Origin of the sequence: Acidovorax sp. (assembly GCF_046294525.1) — a bacterium.
GTDB lineage: Bacteria > Pseudomonadota > Gammaproteobacteria > Burkholderiales > Burkholderiaceae_C > Acidovorax.
This window is the reverse complement of the sequence record NZ_JBKBKQ010000004.1, coordinates 163,839-179,868: the sequence shown is the minus strand read 5'-3', so window position 1 is coordinate 179,868 and position 16,030 is coordinate 163,839. Positions and strand designations below refer to the sequence as shown.

At 68.7% G+C, this 16,030-nt stretch carries 16 protein-coding genes; 1 reads left to right on the top strand and 15 read right to left on the bottom strand.

Annotated features, from left to right (window positions below):
* Nucleotides 1-125: 125 nt before the first annotated feature.
* Genes ACK4HJ_RS06810 through ACK4HJ_RS06765 form a run of 10 tightly spaced genes read right to left on the bottom strand, consistent with a single transcriptional unit; the run spans nucleotide 126 to nucleotide 10,636 of the window.
* Nucleotides 126-743, bottom strand: a complete 618-nt coding sequence (locus tag ACK4HJ_RS06810) for a sugar transferase (protein ID WP_409829268.1) — start codon at nucleotides 741-743, stop codon at nucleotides 126-128.
* 16 nt (nucleotides 744-759) lie between these two features.
* Nucleotides 760-1,935: a DegT/DnrJ/EryC1/StrS family aminotransferase gene (locus ACK4HJ_RS06805; protein WP_409829087.1), complete on the bottom strand. Its 1,176-nt coding sequence runs from the start codon at nucleotides 1,933-1,935 to the stop codon at nucleotides 760-762.
* Complete coding sequence (locus tag ACK4HJ_RS06800; protein ID WP_409829085.1) at nucleotides 1,932-3,275, bottom strand: UDP-glucose dehydrogenase family protein; 1,344 nt, start codon at nucleotides 3,273-3,275, stop codon at nucleotides 1,932-1,934. Before ACK4HJ_RS06800 ends, ACK4HJ_RS06805 begins: the two co-directional genes overlap by 4 nt.
* Nucleotides 3,272-4,018 carry a class I SAM-dependent methyltransferase gene (locus ACK4HJ_RS06795; protein WP_409829082.1) on the bottom strand — a complete coding sequence of 249 codons (747 nt, stop codon included), beginning with the start codon at nucleotides 4,016-4,018 and terminating at the stop codon, nucleotides 3,272-3,274. The genes ACK4HJ_RS06800 and ACK4HJ_RS06795 overlap by 4 nt, the downstream gene beginning before the upstream one ends.
* Complete coding sequence (locus ACK4HJ_RS06790) at nucleotides 4,015-5,046, bottom strand: glycosyltransferase family 2 protein (protein WP_409829080.1); 1,032 nt, start codon at nucleotides 5,044-5,046, stop codon at nucleotides 4,015-4,017. The genes ACK4HJ_RS06795 and ACK4HJ_RS06790 overlap by 4 nt, the downstream gene beginning before the upstream one ends.
* Nucleotides 5,047-5,095: 49 nt before the next feature.
* Nucleotides 5,096-6,208: a glycosyltransferase gene (locus ACK4HJ_RS06785; RefSeq protein WP_409829077.1), complete on the bottom strand. Its 1,113-nt coding sequence runs from the start codon at nucleotides 6,206-6,208 to the stop codon at nucleotides 5,096-5,098.
* 2 nt (nucleotides 6,209-6,210) lie between these two features.
* On the bottom strand, nucleotides 6,211-6,831 hold the full coding sequence (locus ACK4HJ_RS06780) for an acyltransferase (protein ID WP_409829074.1): 621 nt from the start codon (nucleotides 6,829-6,831) through the stop codon (nucleotides 6,211-6,213).
* Nucleotides 6,815-8,047, bottom strand: a complete 1,233-nt coding sequence (locus tag ACK4HJ_RS06775; RefSeq protein WP_409829071.1) for a lipopolysaccharide biosynthesis protein — start codon at nucleotides 8,045-8,047, stop codon at nucleotides 6,815-6,817. The genes ACK4HJ_RS06780 and ACK4HJ_RS06775 overlap by 17 nt, the downstream gene beginning before the upstream one ends.
* The gene (locus tag ACK4HJ_RS06770; RefSeq protein WP_409829068.1) at nucleotides 8,044-9,945 is read right to left on the bottom strand and encodes a polysaccharide biosynthesis protein; all 1,902 of its coding nucleotides are present in this window, start codon (nucleotides 9,943-9,945) and stop codon (nucleotides 8,044-8,046) included. The genes ACK4HJ_RS06775 and ACK4HJ_RS06770 overlap by 4 nt, the downstream gene beginning before the upstream one ends.
* Nucleotides 9,946-9,994: 49 nt before the next feature.
* The gene (locus ACK4HJ_RS06765) at nucleotides 9,995-10,636 is read right to left on the bottom strand and encodes an LON peptidase substrate-binding domain-containing protein (RefSeq protein ID WP_409829065.1); all 642 of its coding nucleotides are present in this window, start codon (nucleotides 10,634-10,636) and stop codon (nucleotides 9,995-9,997) included.
* A gap of 78 nt (nucleotides 10,637-10,714) precedes the next feature.
* Between ACK4HJ_RS06765 and ACK4HJ_RS06760 the strand changes: the two genes are divergently transcribed.
* The gene (locus tag ACK4HJ_RS06760; RefSeq protein ID WP_409829062.1) at nucleotides 10,715-11,263 is read left to right on the top strand and encodes a YggT family protein; all 549 of its coding nucleotides are present in this window, start codon (nucleotides 10,715-10,717) and stop codon (nucleotides 11,261-11,263) included.
* Nucleotides 11,264-11,463: 200 nt separating this feature from the next.
* Here ACK4HJ_RS06760 and accD read toward each other — a convergent pair whose 3' ends face one another.
* From accD to truA, 5 genes are read right to left on the bottom strand one after another with little or no spacing between them, the layout of a single operon-like run.
* Nucleotides 11,464-12,336 (bottom strand): acetyl-CoA carboxylase, carboxyltransferase subunit beta, encoded by an 873-nt coding sequence (gene accD, locus ACK4HJ_RS06755; RefSeq protein WP_409829059.1) that lies wholly within the window; start codon nucleotides 12,334-12,336, stop codon nucleotides 11,464-11,466.
* Between the two features lie 50 nt (nucleotides 12,337-12,386).
* Nucleotides 12,387-13,208, bottom strand: coding sequence for a tryptophan synthase subunit alpha (gene trpA / locus ACK4HJ_RS06750; protein ID WP_409829058.1), 822 nt, complete (start codon nucleotides 13,206-13,208; stop codon nucleotides 12,387-12,389).
* A complete protein-coding gene (gene trpB, locus ACK4HJ_RS06745; protein WP_409829055.1) occupies nucleotides 13,205-14,482 on the bottom strand; it encodes a tryptophan synthase subunit beta in 1,278 nt (425 codons plus the stop codon). Before trpB ends, trpA begins: the two co-directional genes overlap by 4 nt.
* Nucleotides 14,460-15,215: a phosphoribosylanthranilate isomerase gene (locus tag ACK4HJ_RS06740; RefSeq protein ID WP_409829053.1), complete on the bottom strand. Its 756-nt coding sequence runs from the start codon at nucleotides 15,213-15,215 to the stop codon at nucleotides 14,460-14,462. The genes trpB and ACK4HJ_RS06740 overlap by 23 nt, the downstream gene beginning before the upstream one ends.
* Nucleotides 15,212-16,030 (bottom strand): tRNA pseudouridine(38-40) synthase TruA, encoded by an 819-nt coding sequence (gene truA, locus ACK4HJ_RS06735; protein WP_409829050.1) that lies wholly within the window; start codon nucleotides 16,028-16,030, stop codon nucleotides 15,212-15,214. The genes ACK4HJ_RS06740 and truA overlap by 4 nt, the downstream gene beginning before the upstream one ends.

Genomic DNA, 16,030 nt, shown 5'->3' with positions numbered 1-16,030 from the left:
GCCTGTGTGCGGTAGGGAAATGGAGGGGGCTGCGGAAACGGGGGGCGGCGCTGCTGCAGGCAACACGCCATGCCGCGAACCCCAAATGAGGCAAGGCGGCGCCCGAGAAAGCCAAACCCGTGATTTTAGGGCTTCCGCCCCGGCGCCGAGCTGCGCAGCACGGCTACGGCCGTGCGGGCAATGATGCGCAGGTCCAGCCACAGTGACTGCGTGCGCGCGTATTCGCAGGCGTAGCGCAGCTTGGCGGGCAGAATCTCGTGCACGTAGGTGCGCTCGGGGTCGCTGCTGTGCGCCAGCAGCGTGCTTTCGTCGCGAAACGCCAGCGAGGCCAGGTCGGTGATGCCGGGCCGCACGCTGAACACCTGCTGCGCCACCTCCGGCGGGTACAGGGCCACGTAGCGCGGCACCTCGGGCCGGGGGCCGACCACGCTCATGTCGCCGCACAGCACGTTGGCAAACTGGGGCAGTTCATCGAGCTTGGTGCGGCGCAGGAAGTGCCCCGCACGGGTGATGCGCGCATCCGCCCCGATCGTGATCGCCGGGCCCGCCTGGTCAGCCCCGATGCGCATGGTGCGGAACTTGGCAATGCGAAAGTGCCGCCCGCCCCGGCCCACCCGGGTCTGCCGGTACAACACCGGGCCGGGCGAATCCAGCCGCACCCACAGCGCGATGGCCGCCAGCAGCGGCGCCAATGCCAGCAGCGCGCTGGCGGCAAACAGGATGTCAAAGAGCCGCTTGGCCATGGGCGGGTGAGGGCTGTCAGCCACCCAGCAGCTCGTGCAGTGCGGCAATGACCCGGTCCTGGTCCGCGTCGCTCATCGCGGTGAACAGCGGCAGGCTCACCATGGCCTGGTAGGCCGCGTCGGCGTGGGGGAACTGTTCGGGCGCCAGGCCATAGCGGTCGCGCCAGTACGGGTGGCGGTGCAGGGGGACGTAGTGCACGCTGGTGCCAATCCCGCGGTCCGACAGGCCCTGGATAAGGTCGTCGCGGCCCAGGCGCGCACCGGGCGCGAGCCGCACCACATAAAGGTGCCAGGCGTGCTGGTCGCCAACGGGCGCGGTGGCGGGCAGCACCAGCGGCAGATTGGCGAGCGCGGCATGGTAGCGCTTGGCCAGGTATTCGCGCCGCTGCACGAACTGCGGCAGGCGCGCGAGCTGTTGCACGCCCATGGCGGCGGCTACGTCCGTCATGTTGTATTTGAAGCCGGGCGCGACCACTTCGTAGTACCACGCCGGGGTCTTGGAAGTGAAGCGGTCGAACGCGTCGCGGTTCATGCCGTGCAGGCGCATCACGCGCATGCGCTGGGCCACGGCCTCGTCGCGCGTCACGGCCATGCCGCCTTCGCCGGTGGTGATGGTCTTGTTGGCGTAGAAGCTGAACACCGTCACGTCGGACGGCAGCTGCCCCACCAGCGTGCCGCGCCAGGTGGTGGGCAGCGCGTGGGCGGCGTCTTCCACCACTTTCAGGCCATGTTCCCGGGCGATGGGGAGGATCGCATCCATGTCGCACGCCAGGCCGCCGTAGTGCACCGGCACGATGGCCTTCGTGCGCGGCGTGATGGCGGCGCGCACGCGCGCAGGGTCCATGTTCAGCGTCACCGGGTCCACGTCCACCAGCACCGCGTCGGCGCCCAGGTAGCGCGCCACCTCCACCGTGGCGGTGAAGGTGAGCGTGGGCGCGATCACCTCGTCGCCCGGGCCGATGCCCAGCGCCTCCAGCGCCAGGTGCAGGCCGGCGGTGGCCGAGTTCACGGCCACGCTGTGCAGGCCGCCGCCCAGGTAGTCGGTGAAGGCGGCCTCGAATTGCTTGGCCATGGGCCCGGTCGTCACCCAGCCCGAGCGCAGGGCTTCGGTGACAGCGGCGATTTCGGCATCCCCGATGTCGGGGCGTGCGAAGGGGAGGAAGGGAAGGGCGTTGGAGGTGGGGGCAGTCATGGGCTTTCCGGCGTGGTGGGCCGCCGGCCAATAGGGTGGTATTCCAGGCCTGCCTGCTGCACGGTGGCGGGGTTAAACAGGTTGCGCCCGTCAAACACCACCGGGTGCTTCAACGTGGCGGCCAGGTGGGCGAAGTCGGGGCTGCGGAACTCCTTCCATTCGGTGACGATGACCAGCGCATCGGCGCCTTCCAGCGCAGCGTCGGCCTGTGGCGCATACCGCAGGTGGGCGCGGTTGCCCAGGGCGGCTTGCGCCTGCGGCATGGCTTCGGGGTCGTAGGCTACTACTTCTGCGCCACGCGCTAGTAGCTCTTCGATCACGGTGACACTGGGCGCTTCGCGCATGTCGTCGGTGCCGGGCTTGAAGGCCAGGCCCCACAGCGCAAAGCGGTGGCCTTGCAGGCGGGGGCCGAAGCGGGCGACGATCTTGTCGATGAGCACGCGCTTTTGCCGCTCGTTCACCGACTGCACGGCCTGCAGGATCTGCAGCGGCTGGCCGACCCCTTCGGCGGACTGGATCAGCGCGCGCACGTCCTTGGGAAAGCACGACCCGCCGTAGCCCGTGCCGGCGTACAAAAAGTGCGTGCCGATGCGCGGGTCCGAGCCGATGCCGATGCGCACGTTTTCGATGTCGGCCCCCAGCTTCTCGGCCAGCAGCGCCAGCTCGTTCATGAAGCTGATGCGCGTGGCCAGCATGGCGTTGGCGGCGTATTTGGTGAACTCGGCGCTGCGCACGTCCATCTCGACCAGGCGTTCGCGGTTGCGCATGAAGGGGGCGTACAGCGTGCGCATCAGGGCGGTGGCGCGCTCGTCGTCGCTGCCCACCACCACGCGGTCGGGGCGCATGAAGTCCTGCACGGCCGAGCCTTCCTTCAGGAATTCGGGGTTGGACACCACCGAAAACTCCGCCGCCAGCCCGCGCGCGGCCAGCGCCCGCGCCAGCACGCCGCGCACCTGCTCGGCCGTGCCCACGGGCACGGTGCTCTTGTTCACGATGAGCTTGTAGCCGGCCATATGCTGACCCACAGCCTCGGCGGCGGCTAGCACGTGCTGCAGGTCGGCCGAGCCGTCTTCCTGCGGCGGCGTGCCCACGGCGATGAAGACCACGCTGCCGTGCGCCACGGCCGCGGCAACGTCGGTGGTGAAGGACAGGCGCCCGCCCTGCGCATTGCGGCGCACCAGGTCTGGCAGCCCCGGCTCGTGAATCGGGATGCCGCCCTGCTGCAGCGTGGCGATGCGCGCGGCGTCGCGGTCCAGGCAGACCACGTGGTTGCCCATTTCAGACAGGCAGGCGCCGGTGACCAGCCCCACGTAGCCCGTGCCGATGACGGTGATTTTCATGACGATGACAACGGTGAAGAAGACGGTTTGACCACCCAGCTCAGGCGGTGCGTGCGCACGACGGGCAGCACGGCCGGCAGCACGGCGGCCGCCGGGGCCAGCAGCGCGGGGGGCAGGCGGCGCGCCAGCGGCGGCGCGAGCGTGAGCCGGCGCGAGGCGATCTGCGCCCCCGGGAACAGCCGCTGCACCTCGCGCAGCGGCACGCCCTGCACATCAGGGTTGCGCGGGTTGCCCACGGTGAAGTCGTACACCAGCACGCCGCCGCCCGGCGCCACCCACTGCCACATGCGCTGGGCCAGGGCGGTGCGAAATGCGGTGTCCAGCACCGAGCTGAACAGCGTGAAGGCCAGCACGGCCTGCTGGCTGCCGGGTGCGATGGGGGCCTGCAGCGCGTCGCCCGGCGTGATGCGCACGGCGGCGGGCAGGCGCTCGCGCGCCTGCGCTGCGCGCTCGGGCAGCAGCTCCAGGCCCTGCAGTTGCGCCGGGTCGGCGCCCAGCCGGATCAGGTCGTGCAGGTTGCCGCCGCTGCCGCAGCCCACTTCGGTCATGGCCAGGCCCGCCAGACTGTGCCAGCCGTGGGCCAGCCACAGGCGGCGCAGGGCGCGCAGGCGCTCTTGCTGGGCCTGCAGGGCGGAGGCGCTGGCATACAGGCTGTAGCGCTGCGCGTCCTGCGCGGCATCGCGCCGGGCGTAGCGTGCGGCCACGGCCTGGGGCTCGGAGGAGGGCGGGGGCACGGGGCTCATCGCGTGATGCGCGCAAATTGCGAGGACGGCGCCTGGCCGCGCAGCACGTCCCACAGGCCGCGCCAGGTGCCCAGGCCGTAGGCCACATGGTAGGCGGCAATCACCACCGGCAGCCAGGGCAGGGCGGCCAGGTGGCCGCTGGCCACGGCGGCCTGAACGCTGACGGCGCCGAGATACGTGCCATACGCGCCCAGCAGAACGGCCAGCGGCAGGGCCATCCACGGCGCCAGCAGCACGCTGGCCAGGAGCGCTGCCACGAACACCGCCGGCACCAGCTGGCGCACCGAGCCTGGCTGGCCATGCTTGCGCATCACAAACGGCCGCCAGTAGCCGTACTGGCGCTGCTGGGCAAACAGGTGGCGCAGCGAGCTGCGCGGGCGGTAGTGCGAGCGGATGCGGCTGCTTTGCCAGATGCGTGCGCCGCCCAGGCGCAGGCGCAGGTTGTGCTCGTCGTCCTGGTTGCGCACCAGGGCCTCGTCAAAGCCGCCAAAGCGCTCCAGCGTGGCGCGGGGCCAGCAGCCCAGGTACACCGTGTCCACCGGGCCTTCGTATGCCGTGTCGCGCGAGCGGGCGCCGCCCACCACCCAGCGGCTCTGGAACGCGGCGGCAATCGCCTGGCCCACGTGGCCCACGCCCTCGGCCACCCAGGGCCCGCCCACGTTGTCGGCGCCGGTGCGTTCCAGCGCTGCGAGGCACTGGGCCAGGTAGTCCGGCGCAAAGCGGGTGTGCACGTCCAGGCGCGCAATCACGCTGCCGCGCGCTTCGCGCAGGCAGGCGTTCAGGCCGGTGGAGACGATGCGGCCGGGGTTGTCCACCCAGCGCAGGCGGGGGTCGGCCGCGCAGCGCGCCTGCAGCCGCTCGCGTGTGCCGTCATCGCTGCGGCCATCGGCCACCAGCACCTCCATGCGCCAGCCTGCGGGCAGCTGCTGGGCCAGCGCGCTGTCGCAAAACGCATCGATGTGCGCGGCCTCGTTGCGGCAGGGCGCAATGACGCTCAGGCACTGAGATTCTGGAGGGTGGAGGAACATGCGGTGATTGCTATATTTTAAGTAGCTGCTTGCGCTTACTGGATAAGCGCTAGCGGCCAATTTTGCTTGAATTCTGGTGGCGTGCCGCGGCGCGGGCCTGCAGCAGTTCGCGGTACAGCGCATCCATGCGGTCCATCTGCAGCCGGCGGTCGCCCTCGCGCTGCATCAGCGCGGCGTTGCGCTGGCCGGTGGCTTGGGCCGCCGCATCATCCTGCGCCAGCTGGGCCAGCGCGTGCGCCAGGGCGGTGCTGTCGCGCGCGGGCACCAGCCAGCGGGGCTCCAGCCACTGGGTGTTGGCCTGCAGCTGCGTGGCCACCACGGGCAGGCCGCAGGCCATGCTCTCCAGCACGGACACCGAGGTCGCGTCCTGCGTGGGCACCGACACCGACACCTTGCAGCGCGCCAGCACGCGGGCCATGCCCGCATCGTCCTGGCGGCCGTGAAAGCTCACCAGCGCCTGCAGGCCCTGCGCGGCCACCTGGGCGCGCAGCGGGGCTTCCATCGACCCGCCGCCCAGCAGGTGCAGGTGCAGCGGCAGGTGGGGCTGCGCCCGGTGCAGCTGGGCCACGGCGTCGATAAGGGTGGGGATGTTGTAGTTGGGCTCCCAGGAGCGCAGGCTCACGATCTCGAAGCCCGGCTTGCCCTGCCACGGCACGGGCGCAAAGCGCTCCAGCTCCACGCCCCAGTGGATGCAGTGCACGGGCGCGGTGGGCTGGTGGCTGTGCGCCGCGTCCACCAGGCTTTGCGAATCGCCGGTGATGAGGTCGGCGCAGCGCAGGGTCCAGGCCGTAAGCCAGCGCATCCAGGGGCTCGCGTGGGGGGTGACCAGCAGGTCGCTGCCCCAGGCCGTCATCACCAGCGGGTGCCGGCCGGCGCGGGCGCCCAGGTAGCCGTAGGACGTGGTGTAGTGCGCGTGCACGATGTCGGGCGCCAGGGCGGCGATGGCGCGGCGGGCAACGCCCGCGCGCAACAGCCACTGGGCCGAACGGCGCACGGGGCGCAGCACCTGCTGGTGCACGCCGTCGATGGGCGCGGGCCGCGCGGTGACCAGCGACACGCGCCAGCCGCGCGCACGCATCTCGCGCGCCCAGCGCTGGATGTGGGGGCTGGTGGCATCGCCCAGCAGGCACAGGTGCGGCGACGCGGCGGCGGGAGCTGTCATGGTCACGGCGCTCCGGCGGGGTTCGCGCTGGCAGCGGGCAGTTCGCCCGCCCATGCGGCGTAGTGCACTGCCATCTCGGGGTGCTGCGCCAGCAGGGTGGCATCGCGCGTGCGCACGTCGCCCACCACCCGCGCCGGTTGCCCAGCCACGATGGCGAAGTCCGGCACCTCGCCGCGCACCTGGGCATAGGCGCACACCACGGCGCCCTTGCCGATGCGGCTGCCTGCCTCAATCAGGCTGTGCGGGCCGATGAACGCATAGGCGCCGATGTGCACGGGCGCCTGCAGGTAGCCGGGCCGCTGCCCTGCGGGCCCGGCATGGGTTGCGTAGCTGCGCCCCATCAGCCGCACGGCGCGGTGCGAGCTGTGGGTGACCACGCTCACGAAGTTGGTGATCTGCGCGCCTTCGCCGATGGTGAGGCCCCCGGCCGCATCCAGAAAATTGAAGTGGCCGATGAACACATGGTCGGCGAGGACAAGGCCATCCTCGCCCGCGATGCAGGTGCTGGGCGCAATGCGCGTGTGGGGCAGCGGCAGGCCCTGGGCCGAGCGCTCGCCGAACACCATGCGGTAGAACAGCGCCTGCCACAGGCGGCGGCGCCAGCGGTTAAGCCAAGCTCTCATGCGGAATGTCCTTCCATGTGGCCAGGGCCCAGAAGTAGTACGCAAAGTAGGCCAGCATACTGATCGAAACGCCCCAGCCCGCACCCACCAGCCCCCCGTAGGCAAGCCCGCCCAGCAGCCCCGCAAAGTAGGCCACTTGCCCCGCAAGGGCCAGCCGCAGCGCCCAGGCCTGCGCGCGCCACGCCATGGTCACCACGGCCAGGGGCGATGCGATGAAGTGCAGCGCAATGTACAGCGCCAGCGCGCGGGCCAGGGGCCCCGTTGGCGCCCATTGTTCACCGAAGGCCCAGGCAAACAGCGCTGGCCCCGCCAACCACAGCACCGCCGCTAGCGGCGCGGCCAGGGCGATCAGCAGCAGCAGTGTGCGGCGCACCAGCGCGCGCGCCTGCTCTGGAGTGCGGGCCTGCAGCAGGTGGGGGTACAGCGACTGCGACAGAGCACCACCCACCAGCGTGGCGGGGGCCTTGAGGTAGCGCACGGCGAGGGCCCAGTAGCCGGCCGCGGCGTCCCCGGTCCAGGTAGCCAGCAGCACCAGGGTCAGCGTGTCTTGCAGCGCGCCCAGAAACGCGTGGGGCGTGTTGAGCCACGGAAAATCGCGGTGGCGCCGTGCCATAGCCTTGAGGCCGGCGGACGGCTGGCGCCACAGCCCCGCCCAGCCGCCGTCGGGCGCTGGGCGGGCCAGCAGCCATGCCGCCACCAGGCTGGCCCCCGTGGCGCCCAGCACCAGCCCGCCAGGGCCTGCCGACAGCGCGCCCAGCGCCAGCTGCAGGCTGGCGCCGCCGCCGTGTTGCACCAGCCGCGCGCTGGCGAGCAGGCCAAAACGCCGCGACCGCGTGGCCCACATCGTGAGCCACTGCACGGCCCCACCTGCCAGCACCGCCGCAGGCAGCGCCCAGGCCAGGGGCAGGCCGCGCGCGAGGTGCAGGCCCAGCCCCACAGCGACCGACGCTGCCGTCACCGCTAGCAGGATGCGCGCACACAGCGCCATCAGCTCGGCCGCGCGGGGCTCCGAGGTTTCAAGCGGAAGGGCAAATTCATACCGCGCGCAGCCGATGACGGCGATGTTGGTGGCAATGGCCCAGAGCAGCGCAAACTGCCCGAACGCGTCGGGCATGTACACGCGGGTGAGGGCCGGGCCCAGCAGCAGCGGAACGGCATGGGCCGCCGCGCTGCCCGTCAACAGGGTCAGCGTGGCCCGCAGCATGCCGGGCTTCATGGTTCGCTCTGGGGCTCGGGGTGGTAGCCCGGCACCAGCTGATGCAGCAGCGCGATGATGGCGTTGCGGTCGCCCTGGCCCACGGCGTCCTTGAGCGCGTTGAGCTGATGCTGCAGCTCGGCCCACGGCAGGTATTCCTCGCGCGCGCGCAGGATGCGCGGGTGGGCAGTCGGCAGGGGGTTGTCGCCGATCAGCAGTTCTTCAAACAGCTTCTCGCCAGGCCGCAGGCCGGTGAACACGATCTCGATGTCGCCTTCGGGATGGTCCTCGTCACGCACCGTCAGACCCGACAGTCCCACCATGCGCCGTGCCAGTTCCAGTATCTGCAGTGGCTCGCCCATGTCCAGCAGGAACACGTCCCCGCCTTCGGCCATGGCGCCGGCCTGCAGCACCAACTGGGCGGCCTCGGCAATGGTCATGAAGTAGCGGGTGACCTCGGGGTGTGTGACGGTGATGGGCCCGCCGGCCGCGATTTGCTTGTGAAACAGCGGGATCACGCTGCCGCTGGAGCCCAGCACATTGCCAAAGCGCACCATGGACAGGCGGGTGGGCGCTGCTGATGCGCTGCTGGCGGGGGCAAACGGCGGCGTGGCGCTGGCGGCAATCGCCTGCAGCACCATTTCGGCCACGCGCTTGCTCGCGCCCATGATGTTGGTGGGCCGCACCGCCTTGTCGGTGGAGATCAGCACGAAGTGCCGGGCGCCGCATTCCATGGCCGCTTGCACCATCTGCAGCGTGCCGAACACGTTGTTCAGCACGCCTTCGCCCGCGTTGGCTTCCACCATCGGCACGTGCTTATAGGCGGCAGCGTGGTAGATGGACACCGGGCAGTATGTGCTGCAGATCTCCTTCATGCGCGCGGCCTGGGTGATGCTGGCCAAGAGGGGCACCAGCTCGCACGTGTGTTCGCCCTGCTGCGCCAGGGCCTGCAGTTCGTGGTGGATGGTGTAGAGCGCATATTCGCTGTGGTCCACCAGCAGCAGCAGCGTGGGGCTCTCGCGCACGATCTGGCGGCACAGCTCACTGCCGATGCTGCCACCCGCGCCTGTCACAAGCACCACGGTGCCCGCCAGGTTGCGGCCCAGCAGGCCCGGGTTGGGAGCGACGGGCTCGCGCCCCAGCAGGTCCTCGATCTCCAGGTCCTGGAAGTCGGTGAGGGTGACGCGCCCGCTGGCCAAGTCCGACAGGCCGGGCAGGGTGCGGATGCGCACGGGCTGGTCGCGCAGGCTTTCGATGATTTCGCGCCGCCGCTCCCGCGTGGCGCTGGGCAGGGCCAGCAGCACGTCGGTGATGGCCAGGTGCTGCACCATGTCGGGCAGTGCCTGGGTGGCGTAGACCCGCACGCCATTGATGCTGCGGCCAATCTTGGTGGCGTCGTCGTCCACAAAGCCTTTGAGCTCGTACTGCCGCATGCTGCCCAGGCCGGCTGCGGTCTGCGCGCCTGCGCTGCCCGCGCCATAGATCAGCAATCGGTAGGCCGGGTTACGGCTGCGCCCCGCCAGGACCAGCCAGCCCAGCGCGCGGCTGGCCCCCACCAGCAGCATGAACAGCAGCGGCTGCAGAATGCCCACGCTGCGGGGTACGCCATCCCACTGGGCCGCCAGCACACACACCGCCAGAAGCGCGCCATAGATGGCCACCGCCTTGCCCGTGGTGATGAGCGCCGTGAGCCCCGTGTAGCGGAAGATGGCCCGGTACAGCCCCAGTTTGGCAAACACTGGAAACGCGAGCGCAGGTGCAAGCACGTAAACCACCCACTGCATGCCCTGAGGCCAGTGCGGCGTTTCCAGCCGCAGCGTGAAGGCCAGCCACATGGCGGCGACACCCATGATCACGTCCAGCACCACCACCACGAAGCGCTTGGCCGCTCGCGACCAACCCAGGATGCGACTCAGCATGGGTGTACAAGAACGGCGTAGGCGGGCGGCTTGGAGGCGGTGAGTCGGCTCATGGGGCGGGCGCTATCCCCGTACGCTCCAGCACGTCTCCCACCAGTTCCAGCCGCACCAGGGGGTTGTCCAACTCCATCAGCCGCTGTTTCAACTCTAGCGGCACGGGTAGCAGCTCACACCACCGATTGGCCACCCAGCCGCAGTCGTCCAGCTGAGCCGGGGTGGGCGTGGCCGCAATGGCGGCGTCGGGGTCGCGCTGGTGCAGGGTGTGCAGCACCTGGGCGAGGGCCGTGGCGGCTTTCTTGAGGTCCGCCGGTACTGGGACAGTGAGGTCGTCGTCCAGATGGCCCACGTCGGCAATCCAGAGGCCATGGGGCAGGTGGCTGCGCTGTGTGATGCGAAAGCGCTGGCTGCCTCGGCACAGCAGCGTGATCAGCCCCGGCTGCGGGGTGTCGATCTGCTCGATGACGGCCAGCGTGCCCACGTCGCTGAACTGCTCGTCGGGCGCGCCGGCCTGGCGCACCTCGCGGCCCTGCGTGAGCGAGACCACTCCAAAGGGTGCACCCGCCTGGTGGCATTTGCGCACCATGTCGAGATAGCGCACCTCGAACACGCGCAGCGCCAGCAAACCACCGGGGAACAGCACGGAGCCCAGCGGAAACAGGGGCAGGGACGTCAGGGTGAGGGGTTGGGTCATGTAATCGAAACACCTTGGCCCGCTATCATCCCATGATGCCGCCCGCTTTCGCGGCGCGCCCTTGCTTTTGTCTTATCCATGCTCTACCAGATCGCCTCATTCCTGCTCGACGTAATCGGAGGCCTGCTTACCGGGGCATGCCTGTTGCGGCTGTACATGCAGTGGCAGCGCATCCCGTTTGGGAACCCCGTCGGCGGGCTGATCTTTGCCTTGACGGACTGGCTCGTCTTGCCCTTGCGCCGGGTGATCCGGCCAGTGGGGCGATTTGATGTGTCGAGCTTGGTGGCGGCCGTGCTGCTGCAACTGGCGCAGTACTTCTTGCTCACGCTGCTGCTGGGCGCCGCATCGGCCTGGGCCTGGTTGCCTTGGCTGGCGCTGTTCGGGCTCGCGCGCGTGGCTGTGTCCGGGCTCATCGGGCTGCTGATCGTCTATGCCGTGCTGTCGTGGGTGCAGGCCCGTTCGCCGCTGGCCGATGTGATCACCCGGCTGAGCGAGCCCGTGCTGCGTCCGTTCCGCCGCATCATCCCTCTGGTGGGGGGCATCGACCTGTCGCCGCTGGTGGTGCTGGTGCTGCTACAGGTGGTGATGATCATGCTGGGCCACCTGCAGGCTAATGTGATGAGGTAGCCCCCCCTCTGCGCCGCGCACGGCGTTTTACCCCGGGGGGCGATGGGCACGCGCCGATATTGGCGCACACTTGTCCTGCTGGGTGTTTTTTTTGATCAAATCGGCCTCTAGCGCTTATCTGGTAAGCGCTGGCAGCTATCAAAAAAGAAGCGGCGCTCTCGCGGGGCGCCTTTTGCAGACCACCGGGTCTCGCGGAGGTCTTACATCACCGCGTCGGCCGGCAGGCGCTGCAGCATGGCCAGGCTGCTGGCCACGGTGTTGCGCAGCTCGCGGCGGTCGCAGATGAAATCGACGGCGCCCTTGGTCTGCAGGAATTCGGCGCGCTGGAAGCCTTCGGGCAGCGTCACGCGCACGGTGGATTCGATCACGCGGGGGCCGGCAAAGCCGATCAGGGCCTTGGGCTCGGCAATCACGATGTCGCCCACGAAAGCAAAGCCTGCGCTCACGCCGCCCATGGTCGGGTCGGTCAGCACGCTGATGTAGGGCAGGCCCTTCTTGGCCAGGCGGGTGAGGGCGGCGTTGGTCTTGGCCATCTGCATCAGCGACAGCAGGCCTTCCTGCATGCGCGCGCCGCCGGTCGCGGTGAAGCAGATGAAGGGCACCTTCTGCTCGATGGCGGTTTCCACGCCGCGCACGAAGCGCTCGCCGACCACGGAGCCCATGGAGCCGCCCATGAAGTCGAACTCGAAGCAGGCCGCCACCACATTGACGCTTTTGACCGCGCCGCCCATGACGATGAGCGCGTCGGTCTCGCCGGTGTTCTCCAGGGCTTCCTTCAGGCGCTCGGGGTACTTGCGGCTGTCCTTGAACTTGAGGGCGTCCACGGGCAGCACTTCCTGGCCGATCTCGTAGCGGCCTTCGGCGTCCAGGAAGGCGTTCAGGCGCGCGCGGGCACCGATGCGGTGGTGGTGGCTGCAGTGGGGGCAGACGTTCTGGTTTTGCTCCAGATCGGTTTTGTAGAGCACCGTCTCGCAGCTCGGGCACTTGGTCCACAGGCCTTCGGGCACCTGGCGGCGCTCGGTGGGGTCGGTTTGCTGGATCTTGGAGGGCAGAAGTTTTTCAAGCCAGGACATGGTGTTCTCCTTGGGAATAGCGCAGCCCGGTGGGGCTGCGCCGGGCTGCATTATGCGTTGGGGGCAGTATCCAGGGCCTTGCGGATACCGCGCAGGAAGTCGATGGTCAGGGGCACCACCTTGGCGTGCTCCTGGTCTTCGATCAGCTGGATGATGCGGGTGCCGATGACCACGGCATCCGCCACCTTGCCAATGGCCTGGGCCGTGGCCGCGTCGCGGATGCCAAAGCCCACGCCCACCGGAATCTGCACATGCTGGCGGATGCGCGGCAGCATCTGCTCCACGGCCGAGGTGTCGAGCGCCCCCGAGCCGGTCACGCCCTTGAGCGACACGTAATACACATAGCCGCTGGCCACGCGCGCCACCTGGGCCATGCGCTCGGACGTAGAGGTGGGGGCCAGCAGGAAGATCAGGTCCATGCCGTGCGCGCGCAGATTGGCGGCAAAGGCCTCGCACTCTTCGGGCGGGTAGTCCACGATGAGCACGCCGTCCACGCCAGCGACAGCGCAGTCCTTCACAAAGGCGCCCTCGCCATGGATCTGGTCGTAGCGCTCCACGGGGTTGGCATAGCCCATCAGCACCACCGGCGTGGTGCTGTTGCGCTTGCGGAATTCGCGCACGTGGTCGAGCACCTGCACCATGCCCACACCCAGTCCCAAGGCCTTTTCGCCGGCCTTCTGGATCACGGGGCCGTCGGCCATAGGGTCGGAGAAGGGCACGCCCAGCTCGATCACGTCGGCCCCCGCGTCGACCATGCCGTGCATGAGCGCCGGCGTGATGTCGGCAAACGGGAAACCGGCCGTGACATAAGGAATCAGCGCCTTGCGGCCCTGGGCTTTCAGCTGTTCAAAAGTGGTCGCGATGCGGCTCATGGCTTGGCGTCTCCTGGGGCACCCTTGACAGTCAGACCGCGCATGGACGGGCGGTCATAGAAATCCTCTCCCGACAGGTCGGCCACGGTGCCGATGTCCTTGTCGCCCCGGCCCGAGAGGTTGACCAGGATGGACTGGTCCGGGCGCATGGTCTTGGCCAGCTTCATGCCGTAGGCAAAGGCGTGGCTGGATTCCAGCGCGGGGATGATGCCTTCGGTGCGGCACAGGAAGTGGAAAGCCGCCAGCGCCTCCTGGTCGGTAATGCCCACGTACTCGGCGCGGCCGATTTCTTGCAACCACGCGTGCTCGGGGCCCACGCCGGGGTAGTCCAGGCCCGCGCTGATGCTGTGCGTTTCGGTGATCTGGCCGTTGGCATCCTGCAGGATGAAGGTGCGGTTGCCGTGCAGCACGCCGCTGCTGCCGCGCTGCAGGCTGGCGGAATGCTTGCCGCTGTCCAGCCCCTCGCCAGCCGCTTCCACACCGATCAGGCGCGTTTTCTCGAACGGGATGTAGGGGTGGAAGATGCCCATGGCGTTGCTGCCGCCGCCCACGCATGCGATCACGGCGTCAGGCTGCTGGGCCGCGATCTTCTGTTCCGCCAGCATGGCCGGCATCTGTTCGATGGCTTCCTTGCCAATCACGCTCTGGAAGTCGCGCACCATCATCGGGTAAGGGTGAGGGCCGGCCACGGTGCCGATGATGTAGAAGGTGTTGTCCACGTTGGCCACCCAGTCGCGCATCGCTTCGTTCAGCGCGTCTTTCAGCGTCTTGCTGCCCGACTCGACGGGCACCACGGTGGCACCCAACAGCTTCATGCGGAACACGTTGGGACTTTGGCGCTTCACGTCTTCGCTGCCCATGTACACCACGCATTCCAGCCCGTAGCGGGCGCAGATGGTGGCAGTGGCCACGCCGTGCTGGCCGGCACCGGTTTCGGCAATCACCCGCGGTTTGCCCATGCGCTTGGCGAGCATGGCCTGCCCGATCACGTTGTTGATCTTGTGGGCGCCGGTGTGGTTAAGGTCTTCGCGCTTGAGGTAGATCTGTGCGCCGCCCAGCTCGCGGCTGGTGCGGGCAGCGTGGTACACGGGCGAAGGGCGGCCCACGAAATGCTTGAGCTCGTACTCGAATTCCGCGAGGAACTCGGGGTCGTTCTGGTAGCGGGCGTAGGCCTCGCGCAGCTGGGCAATCGCGTGGGTGAGGGTCTCACTCACGAAGCTGCCGCCATAGGGGCCGAAATGGCCCGAAGCATCAGGTTGCTGATAGGAATTCATGCGGATTCTTTGCAAGTTGTGCATCGGCCGCGCGCACGGCGGCAACGAAGCGTTGGATCTTGTCGGCGTCCTTGATGCCCTTGATGGGCTTGCCATCAGGGCCATCGGCTTCGACGCCGGAGCTGACATCAACCGCCAGCGTGGTGCAACGCGGGCGGACTTGCAAAATGCCATCGGTCACGTTTGCAGGCGTGAGTCCACCAGACAAAACGAGGTGAGAGCTGACGCTTGGTGGAAGGAGTGACCAATTGAATGCCTTGCCGCCGCCGCCATAACCCTCGACATGGGCGTCGAGCAGGATGGCCTGGGCGTGGGAGTAATCGAGCGCGTATTTTACGAGGTCGAAGTGTGCCGCCTCGTCGCCCAGGGGAATTCGCGCCGCGCGCAGGTAGGGCCGCGCGCCCTGACTGGTGGCAACCAGACACTCCTCGGGCGATTCATCACCATGAAATTGGATGGTAGCGCTTGGTATCAAAGCGCTGGCAGCTATCACATTGATAGCGGTCTCATTCACCACCAGCAAAACGGGAGTGACGAAAGGGGGAAGGCGGCGGGCCAGTTCTGCGGCGCGTTCCAGAGTTACCGCACGGGGGCTTGGCGCGTAAAGCACAAAACCTACCGCATCGACCCCTGCAGCCACGGCCGCATCCACGTCCTGCTCGCGTGTCAGGCCGCAGATCTTGATGCGTGTGCGGGCGGGGGCGGGCGTGGTTGGGAGTGCGGCTGCTTTCATGGCAGCCAATCATACGCAGCCGTGCGCTCGGGCAATGCCCATTCGGGGCCGTAGACGGGGCCTTGAAAGTACAAGCCATCCGGCGAGAACGTCGGCGCCGCGACCTTGCGCGAGCGCGCTTGCAGCACCTGTTGCATCCATTGCGGCGGTTGGTCGCCCTGGCCCACGGTGATCAGGCAGCCCATGATGTTGCGGATCATGTGGTGCAGGAAGGCATTGGCCTCAAACTCGAAGCGCCAGTAGCAAGGGCTCCAGCCCAGCTCTGTGTGCGGGTTGCCCTGGCCGCGCCGTGAGATGTCGATGCGGTGCAGCGTCTTGACGGGTGTCTTCGCTTGGCAGGCCGAAGCGCGGAACGAGGTGAAGTCGTGCTCTCCCAGCAAAAAGCCGGCAGCCTCGCGCATGGCGCCCAGATCCAGTGGGCGGTAGACCCAGCCCACTCGCCCGGCATCCACACTGGGGCGCACGGGGGACTGCAGGAGCACGTAGGCGTAGCGCCGTGCCACGGCGCTGCCCCGCGCATGGAAATTGTCTGGTACGGCCTGCGCCCATTGCACGGCAATGTCGGCGGGCAAAAAAGTGTTGGTGCCGCGCACCCACGAGGCGGGCGGGCGCTGCAGTGGCGTGTCGAAATGCACCACCTGCATCAAGCCGTGCACCCCTGCATCCGTGCGGCCTGCGCACAGGGTGCCGACGGGGTGCGTAGCAAAGCGGCCCAGGGCCGCTTCGAGTTTGTCTTGAATGGTGTTGCCAGACGGCTGGCTTTGCCAGCCGCTGTAGGTGCTACCGTTGTAGCTCACACTCAGGGCCACCCTCAT

Coding starts and splice junctions, on each gene's coding strand:
- ACK4HJ_RS06810 (WP_409829268.1), bottom strand. CDS start 743: ATGGCCAAGCGGCTCTTTGACATCCTGTTTGCCGCCAGCGCGCTGCTG.
- ACK4HJ_RS06805 (WP_409829087.1), bottom strand. CDS start 1,935: ATGACTGCCCCCACCTCCAACGCCCTTCCCTTCCTCCCCTTCGCACGC.
- ACK4HJ_RS06800 (WP_409829085.1), bottom strand. CDS start 3,275: ATGAAAATCACCGTCATCGGCACGGGCTACGTGGGGCTGGTCACCGGC.
- ACK4HJ_RS06795 (WP_409829082.1), bottom strand. CDS start 4,018: ATGAGCCCCGTGCCCCCGCCCTCCTCCGAGCCCCAGGCCGTGGCCGCA.
- ACK4HJ_RS06790 (WP_409829080.1), bottom strand. CDS start 5,046: ATGTTCCTCCACCCTCCAGAATCTCAGTGCCTGAGCGTCATTGCGCCC.
- ACK4HJ_RS06785 (WP_409829077.1), bottom strand. CDS start 6,208: ATGACAGCTCCCGCCGCCGCGTCGCCGCACCTGTGCCTGCTGGGCGAT.
- ACK4HJ_RS06780 (WP_409829074.1), bottom strand. CDS start 6,831: ATGAGAGCTTGGCTTAACCGCTGGCGCCGCCGCCTGTGGCAGGCGCTG.
- ACK4HJ_RS06775 (WP_409829071.1), bottom strand. CDS start 8,047: ATGAAGCCCGGCATGCTGCGGGCCACGCTGACCCTGTTGACGGGCAGC.
- ACK4HJ_RS06770 (WP_409829068.1), bottom strand. CDS start 9,945: ATGCTGAGTCGCATCCTGGGTTGGTCGCGAGCGGCCAAGCGCTTCGTG.
- ACK4HJ_RS06765 (WP_409829065.1), bottom strand. CDS start 10,636: ATGACCCAACCCCTCACCCTGACGTCCCTGCCCCTGTTTCCGCTGGGC.
- ACK4HJ_RS06760 (WP_409829062.1), top strand. CDS start 10,715: ATGCTCTACCAGATCGCCTCATTCCTGCTCGACGTAATCGGAGGCCTG.
- accD (WP_409829059.1), bottom strand. CDS start 12,336: ATGTCCTGGCTTGAAAAACTTCTGCCCTCCAAGATCCAGCAAACCGAC.
- trpA (WP_409829058.1), bottom strand. CDS start 13,208: ATGAGCCGCATCGCGACCACTTTTGAACAGCTGAAAGCCCAGGGCCGC.
- trpB (WP_409829055.1), bottom strand. CDS start 14,482: ATGAATTCCTATCAGCAACCTGATGCTTCGGGCCATTTCGGCCCCTAT.
- ACK4HJ_RS06740 (WP_409829053.1), bottom strand. CDS start 15,215: ATGAAAGCAGCCGCACTCCCAACCACGCCCGCCCCCGCCCGCACACGC.
- truA (WP_409829050.1), bottom strand. CDS start 16,030: ATGAGGGTGGCCCTGAGTGTGAGCTACAACGGTAGCACCTACAGCGGC.